Below are 17,058 nucleotides of genomic sequence, written 5' to 3'. Positions count from 1 at the left end.
GAAGTTATTGGTTCGTCACGGCTTCCTGCCGGGGGATAACCAGTTCATCGGGATGGGCCACGTTGAGATCGGCGCGCAGCAGTTCGCCCACCAGATCAGGATCGGCATGCTTGGGATCAAGCAGATTGACCCGGTTTTGCAGGCGATCACGCTCTGCCGAAAGCTGCGCCACTTCCTTTTGCCGCTGCTCCAGCGTGTGGGCATTTTCGCTCCACGCCAAGAGCCCGCTCGGCCCCGCGACGGCCCAGGCGCCGATCAGCAGCAACGCGATCAGCGCCAGCGACTCGGTCACGCTGTTGCGAGGCAGTTTGAGGTTGGGGCGACGCCGCTTCATAGCGTCAAGAAGAATCACATTTGGCCAGTCAATGCAAGCGCATCGCGACGGAAAAACCGCAGAATTTCGCGGCGTCCGGCGATGGCCCTGCCGCCCTCACACCAACCGCTGCGCCTGCCCCCGTTAACCACGGCAGACCCTGCCCTTCCAGCACGATGCCTGCCGCTGCGTAGCAATGCGTTGGAAAATTTCGCGAGACATTAACCGGTCGGCAGCACTTGCCGATGCATGATCGCCGCCGGGGTGTGGTGCGTGACAGCGCCACGGCAACGGGAAGGTTCAGGTTTCGATCATGCTTTTGGGTTGGTTGCGTCAGCGCTTGAAGGCCTATCGCGGCAGCCGCGGCCAGCACCGCGCGCAGGGTCCTGCCCGCGGCTTCATGGGCCGCCTGGCCAAGGACCGGGCTGGCAATGCCCTGGCGATCATGACGCTGACGGCGTTCACGATGATCACGCTGGCAGGCCTGGGCATGGACATGTCGCGCGCGTATCTCACCAAGACCAGCCTTCAGGACGCCTGCGACGCAGGCGTGCTTGCCGGACGCAAGGCGATGGCGGCTTCGGGCGTCTATGGCGCTGCCGAACAGGCCAAGGCCAACAAGATGTTCAACTTCAACATCAACGAAAACCGCACTGAAAGCTCTGCCGCGGTTTTCACCACCAGCGCCGATACCACCGGCCACGTCAGCGGCACGGCCAGCACCACGATGCCGACCACGCTGATGAAGCTGTTCAACTATTCCAGCCTGCCGATGACCGTGGAGTGCAGCGCTGAATTGCAGATGGCCAATGCCGACGTCATGTTCGTGCTCGATACGACCGGGTCGATGGCCTGCAATGTGTCGGGCGGCAATTGCTATAGCGGTTCGGATTCCAAGATCGTCGGCCTGCAGAACGCGATCCGCTCGTTTTATACCACGGTGGCGGGTGCGGTGGTCGACAAGGTCAACACCCGCGTGCGCTTCGGCTTCGTACCCTATTCCATGACGGTCAACGCCAAAGGGCTGCTGACGTCGGGCGCGATGCCCAGCAACTATTTCGTCAACAGCTCGCCATACATTACCCAGTTGGTGCAGTTCAGCACCACCCCCATCACCGTGAACAAGCAGACGCGATATCCCGCGATCAGCTATCGCTATGCCCAGACGACCATGGACGTGACCGCGTTCAAGGGATTCGGCTCGGTGCCGCTGGCGACGGGCGTGACGCTCTATAACGGCAACAACGCATCGAGCGCATCCTACGTCACGACCAAGCCATCCAGCACCAATCCCTACTACACCATCCGCGACCTCGCCACCGGCACCACTGCCACCGGCACGGTGGGCAATGTCACCACCACCAGCTATACTTGGAGTGGCTGCATCGAAGAGCGCAACACGGTGCCGCAGCTATCGATGTCGCCCATTCCCAGCGGCGCCTACGACATGGACGTGACCAGCGCGCCAACCAACGACGCCACCAGCTGGAAGCCCTATCTGGAAAGCCTCGAGTTCTATCTCAACGGCTATTCCATGCCGCTCAACACGACCACCGACATGTCCAACCAGACAGGCTATTGCCCGCAGTCGATGCTGCCGTTCACCACGGTGGATACCACGGCGCCGCAAACCGTGCCGACTTGGCTGAACAATTACGTCAACAGCCTCTACGCCAACGGCGGTACCTATCACGACATCGGCATGCTGTGGGGCGCGCGCCTGGGCAATCCCAACGGGATCTTTGCCAGCAACGTCAATGCCGGCAATCTGCCCTCGGTGAGCCGCCACATCATCTTCATGACCGACGGCACCATGGAAAACTATCCCGCCAACTATACGGCGTGGGGCGTGACGCAATACGATGGCCGCGATGCGCCCACCTCCACCTCGGCGTCGAACCTCGTCAACTATCACAACAACCGCTTCCTGGCGGCGTGCACCCTGGCCAAGAACATGGGCTATACCATCTGGGTCATCGGCTTTGGCCAGACCCTGACAACCCAGATGCAGGCCTGCGCCACGGCCAACCGCGCCTATTACGCATCCAATACCACGGCGCTGACCACCACGTTCCAGTACATCGCCGGCCAGGTGGCCAACCTGCGGCTCAACAAATGACCGGCCTCGCGCTTCGCCAGATGGTCCGCCGGCTGCGGCGCGATGCCCGGGGCGTGACCGCACTGGAATTTGCGCTGGCTGCGCCGGTCATGCTGCTGATCATGGCCGTGTTGCTGGAGCTGGGCCTGGCCTATTATGTGCAGGCCGTGTTGACCGGCACGATCAACGCCGCCGGGCGCGATTCCTCGCTGCAAAGCGCGCAAACCTCGACCACCACCATCGACAGCGAGGTCACCACGCGCATCCAGCATGTCGTGCCATGGGCCACGGTATCGTTCTCGCGCCGCAACTATACCGATTTCACCAACGTCGGTCAGCCCGAAGTCTTCACCGATTCCAACAAGAACGGGCAATACGATCAGGGCGAATGCTTCAACGATGCCAATGGCAACGGGGTCTGGGATGCCGATATGGGCAAGACCGGGCTGGGCGGCGCAAACGACGTCGTGCTCTATACCGTCACGGTGAACTATACCGCGCTGTTCGGCTTTTCCAGCATGCTTGGCCTGCCAACCAACATGACGGCGAGCGCCAGCACGATCTTGCGCAACCAGCCCTTTGCCACGCAGACCGTTCGTACGGTGACCCAGATATGCTGAAGCGTCGCTCTCTCTTCCCGCTCCTGCGCCGTCTCGCGCGCAATACCAGCGCGGTTACCGTCGTCGAACTGGGCGTCAGCCTGCCGTTCGTCATGGTCATGGCCCTGGGCTCGATGGAAATGGTAAACCTGGGCATCCTGCATGTCCGGCTCAACCAGTTGGCCATTTCGGTGGCCGACAACGCTTCACGCGCCAAGCAGTCGGTGGTGGGCGGCGCGCCGATGTTTCGCGAATTTGACGTGAACCAGGTATTCACCGGCGCCGCGCTTTCGGTGGAAGACCTCAATTTTCCCGTCAACGGCCGGGTGATCCTCTCCAGCCTGGAAACCAACAGCTCGGGCGGCCAATGGATTCACTGGCAGCGTTGCTGGGGCAGCAACAAGTACGTCTCGCGCTATGGCGTCCAGGGCACGGGCAGCACCGGCACCAGCTTTGCCGGCATGGGGCAGCCCACCCCCATCACGGTCGAAAGCCCTTATGCGATGATGTACGTGGAAGTGGCCTACAACTACCAACCCTTGTTTTTCGGCACGGTGTTCAAAACCACCGTTATCCGCAAGGACGCGGCGATGTATGTTCGTGACGATCGCGATCTGACGCAGATCTACAACCCGGCGCCTGCGGTCACACCGGCAACGTGCTGAGCGTTTCAACCGCTTTGTGATTGTCACCTTCGTGGTTAGACGCCATGAGCCGCGGCCATGTCGCTGACGATTGTCCATGCCGCCGAACCGACCCCTGCCCAGCGCGAAGCGATCCTGGCGCCGCTGCGCGTGTACAACGTGCGCGAGGGGGGTGATCCGGGCCTGTCGTCCCTCGCCCTGATGCTGACCGATGCCGACGGCGTCGAAGTCGGCGGCCTGTGGGGCAAGATTTCCTACGACTGGCTGTTCATCGAGCTGCTCGCCGTGCCTGATGCGCACCGTGGCCAAGGCCATGGCGAAGCCTTGATGCACCAGGCCGAAGCGCATGCCCGGGCGCAGGGCTGCGTCGGCATCTGGCTCGATACTTATGCATTCCAGGCGCCGCGCTTCTATGAAAAGCTCGGCTATGCCGTGTTCGGCCAGCTTGATGACCATCCGCGCGGGCAAAGCCGGTTCTTTCTGCAAAAGCGGCTTTAGGCGGCGCACGGCAACCTTTCCTGCACGATTGCCGGCGTACACCACACACCGTGATCAGCCTGACGGCTGCGGGGGAAGTGCCGGCGCATGTTCAAGACACTCGTCAAAACCGGCCGCAACACCGGCCACGCCCTGCGCATGATCGGCGCGTTCGGCTCGGCCATCCTGTGGGGCGTCAGCGCCTGGCAATTGCAGGATGCCGGCCCAGATGCCGGGGCGTTTGGGGTGGGACAATCGGCAGTCATCGGCGTCTGGGCCCTTGCCGCCGCATCGGCGCTGGGCGGCCTGATTTCGCTGCGCCGCCTGATGCAACCGGCGCAAACGCGGCCGCGCGCCACCGCTGCGCCCGGCCTGGAAGACTTGCCAGCCAAATCCGATTTCGATCCCGACGCCATCATCGCGCGCCATCTGGCCCAGCGCGCCAGCGCGCCGCCACCCCCGATCGAGGACAACGCCGCCCAACCGGCACCACCGCGCCCTGTATTCGGCCGCAAGGGCATCGGCAGCCCACGCTGATCGCGATCGCAAAAAAGCCGGCCCTTGGCAGGACCGGCCTGGTGTTGGTGCGCCCGACGGGATTCGAACCCATGGCCCCCAGATTAGGAATCTGGTGCTCTATCCTGCTGAGCTACGGGCGCCCGCGCCTCTCTTAGGGGCGTGGTTGCGGCAAGGCAATGTGCGTTTGCGCAGCCCTGCCCGCATGGGCCAGGCCCGTGGTCAGTTCGCTTCGCCCGGCGGCACTACGGGGATCAGCAGCGGCGCCACGGCAATGCCCTCGTCCAGCAATTCCCGCGCTTCTTGCGCGGTGGCCTGGCCGTGGATCGGCGCCGCGTCCTTGTCGCCATAGTGCATGGCGCGGGCATCGTCGGCAAAGGAATCGCCGACCCAGGTCGATGACTTGATCGCCTCGGCCTGGGCCAGGGCCACGGCGCGCAGCATCGCCAACGCTTCTGGCGGCAGCTTTGCTGGCGGGGACGACTTGGCCGGCGCCGCAGCGGCGGGCGCAGCGTCCGCCGGGCTTGGCACGGGCAAGGCCGGCGCCTGGTTGCCCTTGCGCCCCACGGCCGGGGCCATCACGGCCTTGATCACCTCGCCGCTGCCACACATCGGGCAGGTGACCAGGCCGCGTTCCTGCTGGCGAGCATAATCGGCCGAGGAGGCGAACCACCCTTCGAAACGGTGCTGGCCGCCGGTGCATTGCAGATCGAAGACAATCATGGTGCGCGCGATATGGGCACGGCGCGCCTGTTGGCAAGACTGGGCAGTTGCTGGCGCACCGCAGCCAGGCGCCCCAGGTCGATTTCCGCAAGGCCCAGGCCGGCATTGCCGCCCATGTCGAGCAGCACATCACCCCAGGGATCGACCACCAGGCTATGGCCATAGGTATCGCGCCCGTCTTCATGCCGGCCGGTCTGCGCTGCGCTGATCACGAAGGCGCTGGCCTCCACCGCGCGGGCGCGCTGCATCAGGTGCCAGTGCGCGGCGCCCGTGGGCACGGTGAAGGCGGCGGGGATGGCGATGCAATCGCAGCGGGCTTGGCCCAATGCCTCGAACAAGGCCGGAAAGCGGATGTCATAGCAGATCGCCAGGCCCAGGCGGCCGACCGGGGTTTCGACCGTGACTACGGCATCACCAGGACGATAGGCGGCCGATTCGCGCCAGGTTTCGCCCGTGGCCAGGTCCACGTCGAACATGTGCATCTTGTCATAGCGGGCCGCGATCTGGCCGGCGCCGTCGATCACGAAGGCGCGGTTGGCCCAGCGTGCGTCGCCGCCCTCTGCCGGCTGATCCGGCCGGATCGCGAGCGAGCCCAGATGCACCCAGATGCCATGGCGTGCCGCCGCCTCTTGTGCGGCAGCCAGCACCGGGTTGGCCGCTTCGGCCACGATATGCAGCGTCGCGCGGGCGCGGTCCCGATCGATCAGCCCGGCCATTTCCGGGGTGAACAGCATCGCTGCCCCTTCCCCCGCCGCGCGGGCGGCCGCATCGGCAATGGTTGCGGCATTGACCAGCGGGTCGATCCCGCTGGTCATCTGCAACAGCGCCACACGCACGGGCGCGTTCATGCCCAAGGTCAGGCCAGGCCGAGCAGCGCGTCGAGCTTGCCGGCGCGGTCGAGCGCCTGGAGATCGTCGCTGCCGCCCAGTGCCTGATCGTTGACGAAGATCTGCGGCACGGTAGCGGCACCAGGCGCCCGCTCGACCATTTCGGCGCGCTTGGGGCCGCCCATAGTCACGTCATATTCTTCATAGGCCACGCCCTTTTCATCGAGCAGGGCCTTGGCGCGCACGCAATAGGGGCAACCCCACTTGGTATAGATTTCGACCTTGGGGCTTGGGGACTGGGTCATGTTCGCTCCGATGAAATTGGTGAAACCGGGGGCCTTGAAATGCGCGGTGCAGCCCACACATGGTCGTTTGTGACGTGCGCCGCAAGACGGGCACGCCACGTTAAACCCGCCCCAGCGCCGGAGTTTCCCGGGCAGGGGCATGTGCAGATTGCTCTGATTGAGGATATTGCCATGAACCGTTTTGATTTCACCCCCTATCGCCGCACCACCGTGGGTTTCGATCGCCTGTTCGACCTGCTCGAACGCCAGGCCCGCGCCAATGCCGGCGACAACTATCCCCCCTTCAATATCGAGCGCCAGGGTGAGGATGCCTATCGCATCACGCTGGCCGTGGCCGGTTTCAAGCCGGAAGACCTCGATATCACCGCGCAGCAGAACCTGCTGGTGGTCAAGGGCAGCAAGGCCGATCTGACCGACAAGCAGTACCTGCACCTGGGCATTGCCAACCGCAGCTTCGAACGCCGCTTCGAACTCGCCGATTTCGTGCGGGTGAGCGCGGCCGACCTCGCCGATGGTCTGCTGACCATCGACCTGGTGCGCGAAGTGCCCGAGGCGATGAAGCCCAAGAAGGTGCTGATCGGCAACCAGAAGGCCCTGTCGGTGGTGGAAGGTGGCGACGCCAGCGCGGCCGCCTGATCCATTGACCTGAGGAAACGCGAAGGGGCGCTGGCCAATGCGGCCAGCGCCCCTTTCTGCATGGGTTTGGGTTTGTGCAAGGCTTCGCACCACCCCCAACCCCCTCGTATAAAGAGGATGGGGCTTTTTCCGTTTGCTCCCCCGCCTCTTTAGAGGAGGGGGTCGGGGGGTGGTGGACGCCTGAAACGAAACTAGAAAATCAAACCAGCCGCGCCTGCTTCACTGCAGCAGCGATAAAGCTCTTGAACAGCGGGTGCGGATCGAACGGGCGGCTCTTCAGTTCGGGGTGGAACTGCACGCCGATGAAGAACGGATGATCGGGACGCTCGACGATTTCGGGCAGCAGGCCATCGGGCGACATGCCCGAAAAGCGCAGGCCGCCCTGCTCCAGCGCATCGCGATAGGCGACGTTCACTTCATAGCGGTGGCGATGGCGCTCGCTGATCGTGGTGGCGTCATAGATGCTCGACACATGGCTGTTGCCGGCCAGGTGCGCTTCATAGGCGCCCAGGCGCATGGTGCCGCCCAGATCGCCACCGGCTTCGCGCTTTTCCAGGCCTTCGGCGGTCATCCATTCGGTGATGATGCCCACCACCGGTTCCTTGGTCGGGCCGAACTCGGTGGAAGACGCCTCGGCGATGCCGGCAGTGTTGCGCGCGCCCTCGATGCAGGCCATCTGCATGCCCAGGCAAATGCCGAAGAACGGCACGTCGCGCTCGCGGGCAAAGCGCACGCTGGCGATCTTGCCTTCCGAGCCGCGCTCGCCAAAGCCGCCGGGCACCAGGATGCCATGCATGGGCTCGAGGTGCGCGGCAATCTCGCTGTCTTCGCGCTCGAACAGTTCGGCGTCGATCCAGCGCACGTTGACCTTGACGCGGTTGGCCATGCCGCCGTGGGCCAGCGCCTCGTTGAGCGACTTGTAGGCGTCCTGCAGGCCGACATACTTGCCGACCACGCCGATCGTCACTTCGCCTTCCGGGTTCTGATAGCGATCGACGATATCGTCCCACACCGCCAGGTCCGGCTGCGGTGCCGTCATGCCGAAATGGCGCAGTACTTCGGCGTCGAGGCCTTCGGCGTGATACTGCAGTGGCACGGCATAGATGCTGCTGGCGTCAAGCGCCGGAATCACCGCCGATTTGCGCACGTTGCAGAACTGCGCGATCTTGGCGCGTTCGCCATCGGGCAGCGGCTTTTCACAGCGGCACAGCAGGATATCGGGCTGGATGCCAAGGCCGGTCAGCTCGCGCACGGAGTGCTGGGTCGGCTTGGTCTTCAACTCGCCAGCGGCCGCGATATAGGGCACCAGCGTCACGTGGACGAAGCAGGTCTGGTCGCGGTCCAGCTCGTTATGCAGCTGGCGCAGCGCCTCGATGAACGGCAGGCCTTCGATGTCGCCCACCGTGCCGCCGATTTCGCACAGCACGAAATCGAGGTCTTCGGTTTCGGCCTGGGCAAAGTCCTTGATCGCGTCGGTCACGTGCGGGATCACCTGCACGGTTGCGCCCAGGTAATCGCCGCGGCGTTCCTTGGCGATGATGTCGCGATAGATGCGGCCCGAGGTGATGTTGTCGGCCTGGCGGGCCGAAACGCCGGTGAAACGCTCGTAGTGGCCAAGGTCCAGGTCGGTCTCTGCGCCGTCGTCGGTGACGAAGACCTCGCCGTGCTGATACGGGCTCATCGTGCCCGGATCGACGTTGAGATAGGGATCGAACTTGCGGATCCGCACTCGATAGCCACGTGCCTGAAGCAGCGCCGCGAGGCTTGCCGCCATGAGACCTTTGCCGAGCGAGGAGACCACGCCGCCGGTGATAAAAATGTACCGCGCCATGGGAGTTGGGCCTTAGCGTCAGAAGGGAGGGGAGCGCAAGCAGAACCGACGCCGAACAGCGTGGCAATCCACAGGCGCAAGGGCGAACCGCAATACCACGCATGCCCGTTGCAGGCACGCGCAGGCATCACGAAAGGGACCGCAAAAACAAAACCGGCGCCCCCGCCTGCGGGGCGGGAACGCCTGGTTTCATGCTTGCATAGGGTTACTGCTTGGCGGCACCACCAAGCGGATCGGCCGGCGCAGCAGGGGCTGCGGCCGAAGGATCAGCCGCCGGGGCAGCGGGCGCAACCGGCTGCTGGGCCTGGCCGGCCAGCGGATCGGCCGTGCGCTGGAGCGACGTGTCGAGCGTGCGGCTGCCACCGGCGTTGACGGCCATGGCCGCCAGCACGATGCTTAGCCCGACGAACAGAACCGCCAGGATCGAGGTGACGCGCGTGAGGAAATCGGCCGCGCCGCGTGCCGACATGAAGCCAGCCGGGCTGCCGCCCACGCCCAGGCCGCCGCCTTCGGACTTCTGGATGAGAATCACGCCAACCAGGGCGGCAGCCACCAGCGCCTGGATAACGGTGAGGAAGATAAAGAGCGACATGAGGTTCCGCCTGAAACTGTTGCGGCGCACTTAGGGCGCCGGGCGCCCTTGCGCAAGGGGCCGAATTTTGCGCTCAGCCTTCGCCGGCGCCAGCGGCCGCCACGATCGGCAGGAAGGCATCGGCCGTCAGGCTTGCCCCGCCAACCAGCGCCCCGCCCACCTCGGGCGCAGCCAGCAATGCAGCGGCGTTGCCGGCATTGACGGACCCGCCATAAAGAATGCGCGGGCGCGCGCCGGCTTCGTCATAGGCGGCATGAAGCCGCGCCCGCACTGCGGCGTGCATGGCAATCACATCCTCGACATCGGCCACACGGCCGGTGCCGATCGCCCATACCGGTTCATAGGCAACGGCCAGCTTGCCACCGGCGACGGCTTCTAGTGCCACTTCGCCCTGCGGCAGGGAATGGTCGACCTGGCTGGCCACCACATCTTCGGCGCGGCCGGCGTCACGCTCTTCCAGCGTTTCGCCCACGCAGATGATCACGCCCAGCCCGGCCGCCAGCGCGGCATCGGCCTTGGCGCGCACCAGCGCATTGCTCTCGCCATGGTCGCGGCGGCGCTCGCTGTGACCCAGGATCACGAAATCAGCACCGATATCGGCCAGCATGGCGGCCGAAACATCACCGGTATGAGCGCCCTTGGCCTCGGTATGGCAATCCTGCCCGCCCACGCCGATGCCGGTCACGGCCTCGCGCAGCAGGCCGATCAGCGGGAACGGCGGCGCCAGGGCGATATCTACCTGCGGATGGCGGGCAGCAGCGCGGTCGATCGCGCGCGCCTCGGCCAGCATGACCCGGCTGCCGTTCATCTTCCAGTTGCCGACGATATATGGTCGTTGCGCCATGGCTGGCTTTGATCCCTCGTTCTGTGTGCCCGCCGAAAATCGGGATTGCCGCGCCGGTTGTTGTGCGGTGGCGCGTTGTCAGGCCCGATTCCGTGCCAACCCCCTTGCCTGCAATTGCCCCGCCAGCGCAAGGCCCCCGCGATGAAGTGCTTGGGCGGCATGTGCCCTGCCAGAGGCATTGCGGGATCGGTCCAAGCCTCCTAAGGCAGGCCAATCCAAGTCATCAGGCGGATTTGATCGCATCCCATGCTCTCGCTGTTTCGTAAACTGATCCATTCCCGCATCGGCGCGCTTTTCGCCCTGGTGTTCATCGGTCTTCTTGCCCTGGCCTTTGCCGGCGCCGACGTGAGCGGCCTGCGTGTCGGCCAGTCTTCGGACGGTGAGGCAGCAGCCAAGGTCGGCCATGCCAAGGTTGGCGTGGACGAACTGGGCAAGACCATCACCACCGCGTTCGAGCAGGAGCGCGAGCAGAACCCGACGCTGACGATGCGCCAGTTCCTGGCCCAGGGCGTGATGAACGATGCCCTTTCCGGCCTGGCTGATCGTGCCGCGATGCAGGAATGGGCCGCCAAGAACGGCATGGGCGTCAGCGATCGTCTGGTCGACAGCGAAATCGCCAAGCAGCCCGCGTTCCAGGGCCCCGATGGCAAGTTCAGCGACGCGGTCTATCGCGCGTTCCTCGCCCAGCGCGGGATGACCGATGCCGCCGTGCGCAAGTCGATCACGCAAAGCCTGATCGTCCGCCAGGTGCTGTCGCCGGTGGCGCCGGGCGCCGCCATGCCCGCCTCGGCCGTGGCGCGCTATGCCGCGATGCTCAAGGAAAAGCGCGAGGGCGACATTGCCTTCCTGCCCAGCATCGCCTTTGCCGGCAAGGACAAGCCGAGCGATGCCGTGCTGGCCACCTATTACAAGGCCAACGCCGCCCGCTATCAGCAGCCCGAGCGCCGCACCGTGCGCTATGCCGTGATCGATGAAGCGAGCCTGGCCAACGTGCCTGCCCCCAGCGACGCTGACATTGCCGCCCGCTACAAGGCGAAGGCCGATGTCTATGCGCCCAGCGAAACCCGCACGGTAACCCAGGTCGTCGTGCCGACCGAGCAAGCCGCCCAGGCGCTGGCCGCGCAGGTTTCTGCCGGCACCAGCATCGAGGCCGCTGCCCGCGCCAAGGGCCTTGCCGCCAGCAAGATCGCCGATCTCACGCGTGACAAGCTCGCCGCGCAAAGCTCTGCCGCCGTCGCCGATGCGGTCTTCGCCGCCGCCCAGGGCAAGGTGGCCACGCCGGCCAAGAGCGGACTTGGCTGGCACGTCATTCGCGTCGATGCCATCGTCAAGAAGCCGGGCAAGACGCTGGAACAGGCCCGCCCCGAACTGGTGGCGGAACTGACCACCGAAAAGCGCCACGCCGCGCTGCTCGATCTGTCTTCCCGCCTGGAAGAGCAGTTCGAAAACCACACCGGCCTCGCTGATGTGGCCAAGGCCCAGGGCGTGACGCTGACCACCACTCCCGCCCTCACTGCCGACGGCAGCGTGTTCGGCCAGCCTGGGCAAAAGGCCCCGGCCGATGTTGCCGCCCTGCTGCAAGGCGCCTTTGCGCTGGAGCATGAAGGCGAAGGCCAGGTTGCGCCGCTCGCCGATGGCAAGCGCATCGCGATCTTCGACGTGGGCCAGATCATGCCTGCCGCCCCCGCGCCGCTTGACCAGATCAAGGACCAGGTCGCGCGCGACTATGCCACCGAACAGGGCGCCGCCAAGGCCAAGGATGCCTCGGCCAAGGTGCTTGCCGCCATGGCCAAGGGCATCTCGCTGGCTGACGCACTCAAGGGTCTGGGCGTGACTCTGCCGCCCGCGCAGCCGGTGGCGATCACGCGCGAACAGCTTGCGGCCATGCAGCAAAGCGGCCGCCAGTTGCCCCCGCCGCTGGTGCTGCTGTTCGCCATGTCCAAGGGCACGGCCAAGCCGCTCGCCGCACCGGGCAATGCCGGCTTCTACGTGGTTTCGCTCAAGACCGTGACGCCCGGCGTCATCCCCGCAGGCGATCCGTTCCTGGCGCAGGCTGGCAAGCAGTTCGGCCTCGATATGGGCCGCGAAGTGGCCGAGGAACTGCGCACCGCGATCCGCAACCAGGTGGGCGTGACCCGCAACGAAACCGCGCTGCGTGCGCTCAATACCAAGCTTGTCGGTAACCAGTAAGACCATGACCACGATCCTGTCGCGTCCTGCGCCAACCGGCGCCCAGCCCGAAAACAGCGCGGCGGCCCTTGCCGCGCTGGCGGCCGGAAAGCCGGCGCTGGTCTGGCGCAAGCTGATTGCCGACAGCGAAACCCCGGTCAGCGCCGCGCGCAAGCTGTTCGAGCCGGAACGCGGCGATTTCCTGCTGGAATCGGTCCAGGGCGGCGAAGTGCGTGGCCGCTACAGCCTGGTCGGGCTCGATCCCGATCTGGTGTTCCGCGCCACGGGTGAAACCGCGCAGATCAACGCCGCCTGGCAGACCGACCGCGCCGCCTTCGCCGCGCTGCCGGGCAACAGCCTGGCCGAATTGCGCGCGCTGGTCGAACGCTGCCGGATCGATGTGCCGGAAGGCCTGCCGCCCACGCTGGCCTGCCTGGTCGGCTATTTCGGCTATGAAACCATTGGCCTGGTGGAAAAGCTGCCACGCGCCCCGCAAAGCGCGCTGGAACTGCCCGACATGCTGTTCGTGCGCCCCACCGTGCTCCTGGTGTTTGATCGCCTGACCGACGAACTCACCGCCGTTGCCCCGGTGTGGGCCGAGGGCGGCACACCGCAGGCCTTGGTCGAGCGTGCGACTGATCGCATCGATGCCACGCTGGCGCGCCTGCATGGCCCCCTGCCCGCAGATCCGCGCCTGCCCAAAACCGTCGATCTGGTGCGCGAGCCGCAGATGGCGCCCGAACGCTATGGCCAGATGGTGGCCCGCGCGCGCGACTACATCACCGCCGGCGATATCTTCCAAGTGGTGCTGGCGCAGCGCTTCACCGCGCCGTTCCCCTTGCCGCCCATGGCGCTCTATCGCGCGCTGCGGCGGATCAACCCTTCGCCGTTCCTCTATTTCCTCGATCTGCCCGGCTTTGCCCTGATCGGATCGAGCCCGGAAATCCTCGTGCGTATCCGCGATGGCGAAGTGACCATCCGCCCGATCGCCGGCACCCGCCCGCGCGGCGCCACCCCGGCCGAAGACCGCGCCAACGAGGAAAGCCTGCTGGCCGATCCCAAGGAACGCGCCGAGCATCTCATGCTGCTCGATCTCGGCCGCAACGACGTGGGCCGCGTGGCCGCCGCCGGCACGGTCAAGGTCACCGAAAGCTATACGATCGAACGCTATAGCCACGTGATGCACATCGTCTCGAACGTGGTCGGCCAGCTCGATGCCAAGCGCGCGGATTCGGTCGATGCCTTGCTCGCCGGCTTCCCCGCCGGCACGGTCAGCGGCGCGCCCAAGGTGCGGGCGTGCGAAATCATCGCCGAACTCGAACCCGAAACGCGCGGCGCCTATGCCGGCGGGGTCGGCTATTTCGCGCCCGATGGCTCGGTCGATAGCTGCATCGTGCTGCGTACCGCCGTACTCAAGGATGGCGTGATGCACGTCCAGGCCGGCGCCGGCATCGTGGCCGACAGCGACCCGACGGCCGAACAGCGCGAATGCGAACACAAGTCTGGCGCCCTGTTCGCCGCCGCGCGCGAGGCGATCCGCGTTGCGGCAGAGCCGGCGTTCGGGCAGTGACTCACGAAGTGACGATCACGATGAGCTACCAGGACTATCTGGAAGCCAATCGGTTGAGGTCGCGCAGCCGATGGACCTTGGCGGGCATCTTGCGCTTCGTTCTGCTGATCACAGTTGCCTACACAGCGCTATTCGTCGTCATCGAATTTCCCCATTCGTGGATCAAGCTCGCCGCCGACGCGATCACCGCCTTCGTTGTCGCCCTTTGCGCCTATGCAGGCATCCGCATCTTTTTGCTGTGGCATGTTCCGCGCTTGACGAAAAAACTGTACGCGCAACAGCCATCTGCCCGCGCACCCTACCAGTTCAGCTTCGACAACGAAGGGATAAAGGCAATCGGTCCGTTCGAAAGTTCCAATCTTCCTTGGTCGCATTTGAACGGCTGGCTAGAGAACGATCGCCTTTTTCTTTTATCAAAAACCACTCTGACTTTTTTCTGCTTGCCCAAGGATCAAATCGGGGAAGCAAACCTGTCAGCGCTTAAACAATGCCTCTCCGATGCTGGTATCAAGCGGGGAATATAGAAGATTGGCCATGATCCTCGTCATCGACAATTACGACAGCTTCACCTGGAACCTCGTCCACTATCTGATGGAACTGGGCGCCGAGGTGAACGTGGTACGCAACGACGCGCTGACCGCTGCCGAAGCACTGGCTTCGGGTGCCAAGGGCTTCCTGCTCTCGCCCGGCCCCTGCACCCCCAACGAAGCGGGCGTCAGCCTCGATCTCGTCGGCGCGGCAGCGCAAGCGGGCATGCCGCTGCTCGGCGTGTGCCTGGGGCACCAATCCATCGGCCAGTATTTCGGCGGCAAGGTCGTGCGCGGCGGCCTGATGCACGGCAAGACCTCGCCCGTCACGCACGATGGCACCGGTGTGTTCGCCGGCCTGCCCTCGCCGTTCACCGCCACGCGCTATCACTCGCTGGTGGTCGAAGACGTGCCCGAATGCCTGGTCGTCAACGCGCGATCCGATGATGGCCACACCATGGGCTTTCGCCACGCCAGCCTGCCGATCCACGGCGTACAGTTCCATCCCGAAAGCATCGCGACCGAGCATGGCCACGCGATGATCGCCAATTTCCTGGCACTGTGCGGGATCGCGGCGCGGATGCCGGCATGACCGTGCTGCCCCCGGTCGGGGAAATCCCGCTCGATCAGGATGAAGCCGAAGCCGCCTTTTCCGCGATCCTCGATGGCCAGGTAGCAGACGAGGCGACCATCGCCTTCCTCGTTGCGCTGTCCGATCGCGGCGAAAGCGCCAGCGAAATTGCCGGCGCGGCCCAGGCCATGCGCGCGCGCATGATCGGCATTGCTGCGCCCGAAAACGCCATCGATGTCTGCGGCACCGGTGGCGACGGGCACCACACGCTCAACGTATCCACTGCGGTCAGCCTGGTCGTGGCGGCCTGCGGCGTGCCAGTGGCCAAGCATGGCAACCGCGCCGCCAGTTCCAAGGCCGGCGCTGCCGATACGCTGGAGGCGCTGGGCCTCAACCTCGATCGCGCGGTCGAAACGGCCGAGGAAACGCTGGCAGACCTTGGCATCTGCTTCCTGTTCGCCGGCAAGCACCACCCTGCCATGGGCCGGATCATGCCGATCCGCCGTGCCATTGGCCGCCGCACGATCTTCAACCTGATGGGCCCGCTGGCCAATCCCGCCGGGGTGCAGCGCCAGCTCGTCGGCATTGCCCGCCCCGCCTATGTGCCGATCTATGCCGATGCCCTGGCGCGGCTTGGCACGGCGCGCTCGTTCGTGGTTTCGGGGGATGAAGGGCTCGACGAATTGAGCCTGGCCGGCGGCAATGAAGTGGCCGACGTGCATGGTGGCGCGATCCTCATGCACCGCATCGCGCCGGGCGACGCTGGCCTGGCCACCGCACCGGTGGATGCCATTCGCGGCGGCGACGCTGCCTATAACGCCGCTGCGCTCCAGGCGCTGCTCGATGGCCAGCCCGGCCCCTATCGCGATGCCGTGCTGTTCAACGCCGCGGCCGCGCTGATGGTCGCCGGGGATGTCACCGACTGGCACGAAGGCGTTGAAGAAGCTGCCGAAACCATCGACAAGGGCCTGGCCCTTGGCCTGCTGCGTTGCTGGATCGACGCGCTGAAGTAAGGCTCTGTGCACATGACCGACAAGCTTACCGAAATCTGCAATACCAAGCGCGCCGAAGTGGCCCAGCGCAAGGCCACCACATCGCTCGCTGACCTGGCCGCCCGCGCCGCCACGCAAACCGTGCCGCGCGGGTTCGAAGCCGCGCTGCGTGCCCGCGCCGCCAGCGGCTTTGCCCTGATTGCCGAAATCAAGAAGGCCAGCCCGTCCAAGGGCCTGATCCGCGCCGATTTTCAGCCGGCCGACCATGCCCGCGCCTATGAAGCGGGCGGCGCCGCGTGCCTTTCGATCCTGACGGATGCGCCCTATTTCCAGGGGCATGAAGACTATCTCGTCGCCGCCCGCGCCGCCTGTGCGCTGCCCGTACTGCGCAAGGATTTCATGGTCGATCCCTGGCAGGTGGCCGAAGCCCGCGCGATTGGCGCCGATGCCATCCTGATCATCGTGGCCGCGCTCGAGGATGCCCAGATGGCCGAGATCGAAGCCGCGGCGCGCGAGCACGGCATGGACGTGCTGGTCGAAGTGCATGACGAGGCCGAGATGGAGCGCGCCGCGCGCCTGCATTCCCGCCTGATCGGGGTGAACAACCGCGATCTCAAGCGCTTCGTCACCGACATCGCCAATACCGAGCGCCTGGCCCCGCTGGCGCCCGCCGGCACACTGCTGGTGGCCGAAAGCGGCATCAACACCCACGCCGATCTCGTTCGCCTGTCCGCCTGCGGCGCGCGCACGTTCCTGGTGGGTGAAAGCCTGATGCGCGAGGCCGACGTGGCCGCCGCCACCCAGGCGCTGCTGCAGGGCTGACC

At 65.4% G+C, this 17,058-nt stretch carries 19 protein-coding genes and 1 tRNA gene; 12 read left to right on the top strand and 8 right to left on the bottom strand.

The genetic code is table 11. The features are described from left to right. Positions 1-4 precede the first annotated feature (4 nt). The gene (locus tag C8K14_RS15520) at positions 5-334 is read right to left on the bottom strand and encodes a septum formation initiator family protein (protein ID WP_043608143.1); all 330 of its coding nucleotides are present in this window, start codon (positions 332-334) and stop codon (positions 5-7) included. A 319-nt stretch (positions 335-653) separates the two neighbouring features. Here C8K14_RS15520 and C8K14_RS15515 point away from each other — a divergent pair, with 319 nt between their 5' ends. The 5 genes from C8K14_RS15515 (at position 654) to C8K14_RS15495 (ending at position 4,668) form a co-directional block, all read left to right on the top strand. Further along, positions 654-2,432 (top strand): TadE/TadG family type IV pilus assembly protein, encoded by a 1,779-nt coding sequence (locus C8K14_RS15515; protein ID WP_158272941.1) that lies wholly within the window; start codon positions 654-656, stop codon positions 2,430-2,432. Continuing rightward, positions 2,429-3,031 (top strand): TadE/TadG family type IV pilus assembly protein, encoded by a 603-nt coding sequence (locus C8K14_RS15510; RefSeq protein WP_054131000.1) that lies wholly within the window; start codon positions 2,429-2,431, stop codon positions 3,029-3,031. The genes C8K14_RS15515 and C8K14_RS15510 overlap by 4 nt, the downstream gene beginning before the upstream one ends. Beyond that, positions 3,025-3,675: a TadE/TadG family type IV pilus assembly protein gene (locus tag C8K14_RS15505; protein ID WP_022675545.1), complete on the top strand. Its 651-nt coding sequence runs from the start codon at positions 3,025-3,027 to the stop codon at positions 3,673-3,675. The genes C8K14_RS15510 and C8K14_RS15505 overlap by 7 nt, the downstream gene beginning before the upstream one ends. 57 nt (positions 3,676-3,732) lie before the next feature. After that, the gene (locus C8K14_RS15500) at positions 3,733-4,152 is read left to right on the top strand and encodes a GNAT family N-acetyltransferase (RefSeq protein WP_022675544.1); all 420 of its coding nucleotides are present in this window, start codon (positions 3,733-3,735) and stop codon (positions 4,150-4,152) included. An 87-nt stretch (positions 4,153-4,239) separates the two neighbouring features. Continuing rightward, positions 4,240-4,668, top strand: coding sequence for a hypothetical protein (locus C8K14_RS15495; protein WP_054130999.1), 429 nt, complete (start codon positions 4,240-4,242; stop codon positions 4,666-4,668). Positions 4,669-4,713: 45 nt separating this feature from the next. On the opposite strand, the gene C8K14_RS15490 is transcribed toward C8K14_RS15495, so the two are convergent. The 4 genes from C8K14_RS15490 to grxC all read right to left on the bottom strand — a co-directional run bounded on the left by C8K14_RS15490 (position 4,714) and on the right by grxC (position 6,502). Further along, positions 4,714-4,790: transfer RNA gene (locus tag C8K14_RS15490), tRNA-Arg, on the bottom strand. A 79-nt stretch (positions 4,791-4,869) separates the two neighbouring features. After that, positions 4,870-5,370 carry a DUF1178 family protein gene (locus tag C8K14_RS15485; RefSeq protein ID WP_107717358.1) on the bottom strand — a complete coding sequence of 167 codons (501 nt, stop codon included), beginning with the start codon at positions 5,368-5,370 and terminating at the stop codon, positions 4,870-4,872. Then, complete coding sequence (locus C8K14_RS15480) at positions 5,367-6,218, bottom strand: carbon-nitrogen hydrolase family protein (RefSeq protein ID WP_107717356.1); 852 nt, start codon at positions 6,216-6,218, stop codon at positions 5,367-5,369. Before C8K14_RS15480 ends, C8K14_RS15485 begins: the two co-directional genes overlap by 4 nt. 8 nt (positions 6,219-6,226) lie before the next feature. Then, positions 6,227-6,502 (bottom strand): glutaredoxin 3, encoded by a 276-nt coding sequence (gene grxC, locus C8K14_RS15475; protein ID WP_028657658.1) that lies wholly within the window; start codon positions 6,500-6,502, stop codon positions 6,227-6,229. A gap of 171 nt (positions 6,503-6,673) precedes the next feature. On the opposite strand from grxC, the gene C8K14_RS15470 reads away from it, so the two are divergent. After that, positions 6,674-7,138 carry an Hsp20 family protein gene (locus C8K14_RS15470; protein WP_028657657.1) on the top strand — a complete coding sequence of 155 codons (465 nt, stop codon included), beginning with the start codon at positions 6,674-6,676 and terminating at the stop codon, positions 7,136-7,138. A 199-nt stretch (positions 7,139-7,337) separates the two neighbouring features. Here C8K14_RS15470 and C8K14_RS15465 read toward each other — a convergent pair whose 3' ends face one another. The 3 genes from C8K14_RS15465 to tpiA all read right to left on the bottom strand — a co-directional run bounded on the left by C8K14_RS15465 (position 7,338) and on the right by tpiA (position 10,405). Then, complete coding sequence (locus tag C8K14_RS15465; RefSeq protein WP_022675538.1) at positions 7,338-8,969, bottom strand: CTP synthase; 1,632 nt, start codon at positions 8,967-8,969, stop codon at positions 7,338-7,340. A 205-nt stretch (positions 8,970-9,174) separates the two neighbouring features. Further along, complete coding sequence (gene secG / locus C8K14_RS15460; RefSeq protein ID WP_022675537.1) at positions 9,175-9,561, bottom strand: preprotein translocase subunit SecG; 387 nt, start codon at positions 9,559-9,561, stop codon at positions 9,175-9,177. Positions 9,562-9,634: 73 nt separating this feature from the next. Further along, on the bottom strand, positions 9,635-10,405 hold the full coding sequence (gene tpiA, locus C8K14_RS15455; protein ID WP_107717353.1) for a triose-phosphate isomerase: 771 nt from the start codon (positions 10,403-10,405) through the stop codon (positions 9,635-9,637). A gap of 246 nt (positions 10,406-10,651) precedes the next feature. Here tpiA and C8K14_RS15450 point away from each other — a divergent pair, with 246 nt between their 5' ends. Genes C8K14_RS15450 through trpC form a run of 6 tightly spaced genes read left to right on the top strand, consistent with a single transcriptional unit; the run spans position 10,652 to position 17,056 of the window. After that, positions 10,652-12,595, top strand: a complete 1,944-nt coding sequence (locus C8K14_RS15450) for a peptidylprolyl isomerase (protein WP_107717351.1) — start codon at positions 10,652-10,654, stop codon at positions 12,593-12,595. A 4-nt stretch (positions 12,596-12,599) separates the two neighbouring features. Continuing rightward, the gene (trpE, locus tag C8K14_RS15445) at positions 12,600-14,144 is read left to right on the top strand and encodes an anthranilate synthase component I (protein ID WP_054130994.1); all 1,545 of its coding nucleotides are present in this window, start codon (positions 12,600-12,602) and stop codon (positions 14,142-14,144) included. Positions 14,145-14,152: 8 nt separating this feature from the next. Beyond that, positions 14,153-14,668 (top strand): YcxB family protein, encoded by a 516-nt coding sequence (locus C8K14_RS15440; protein WP_158272940.1) that lies wholly within the window; start codon positions 14,153-14,155, stop codon positions 14,666-14,668. A 10-nt stretch (positions 14,669-14,678) separates the two neighbouring features. After that, positions 14,679-15,263, top strand: coding sequence for an aminodeoxychorismate/anthranilate synthase component II (locus C8K14_RS15435; protein ID WP_107717347.1), 585 nt, complete (start codon positions 14,679-14,681; stop codon positions 15,261-15,263). Then, complete coding sequence (trpD, locus tag C8K14_RS15430; protein ID WP_028657655.1) at positions 15,260-16,255, top strand: anthranilate phosphoribosyltransferase; 996 nt, start codon at positions 15,260-15,262, stop codon at positions 16,253-16,255. The genes C8K14_RS15435 and trpD overlap by 4 nt, the downstream gene beginning before the upstream one ends. 12 nt (positions 16,256-16,267) lie before the next feature. Beyond that, positions 16,268-17,056 carry an indole-3-glycerol phosphate synthase TrpC gene (trpC, locus tag C8K14_RS15425; RefSeq protein WP_107717345.1) on the top strand — a complete coding sequence of 263 codons (789 nt, stop codon included), beginning with the start codon at positions 16,268-16,270 and terminating at the stop codon, positions 17,054-17,056. Positions 17,057-17,058: the final 2 nt, after the last annotated feature.

Origin of the sequence: Novosphingobium sp. GV079 (assembly GCF_003058045.1) — a bacterium.
Classification (GTDB): domain Bacteria; phylum Pseudomonadota; class Alphaproteobacteria; order Sphingomonadales; family Sphingomonadaceae; genus Novosphingobium; species Novosphingobium capsulatum.
Note: the sequence above shows the minus strand (reverse complement) of the source record. Positions and strands in the feature narration are given on the sequence as shown.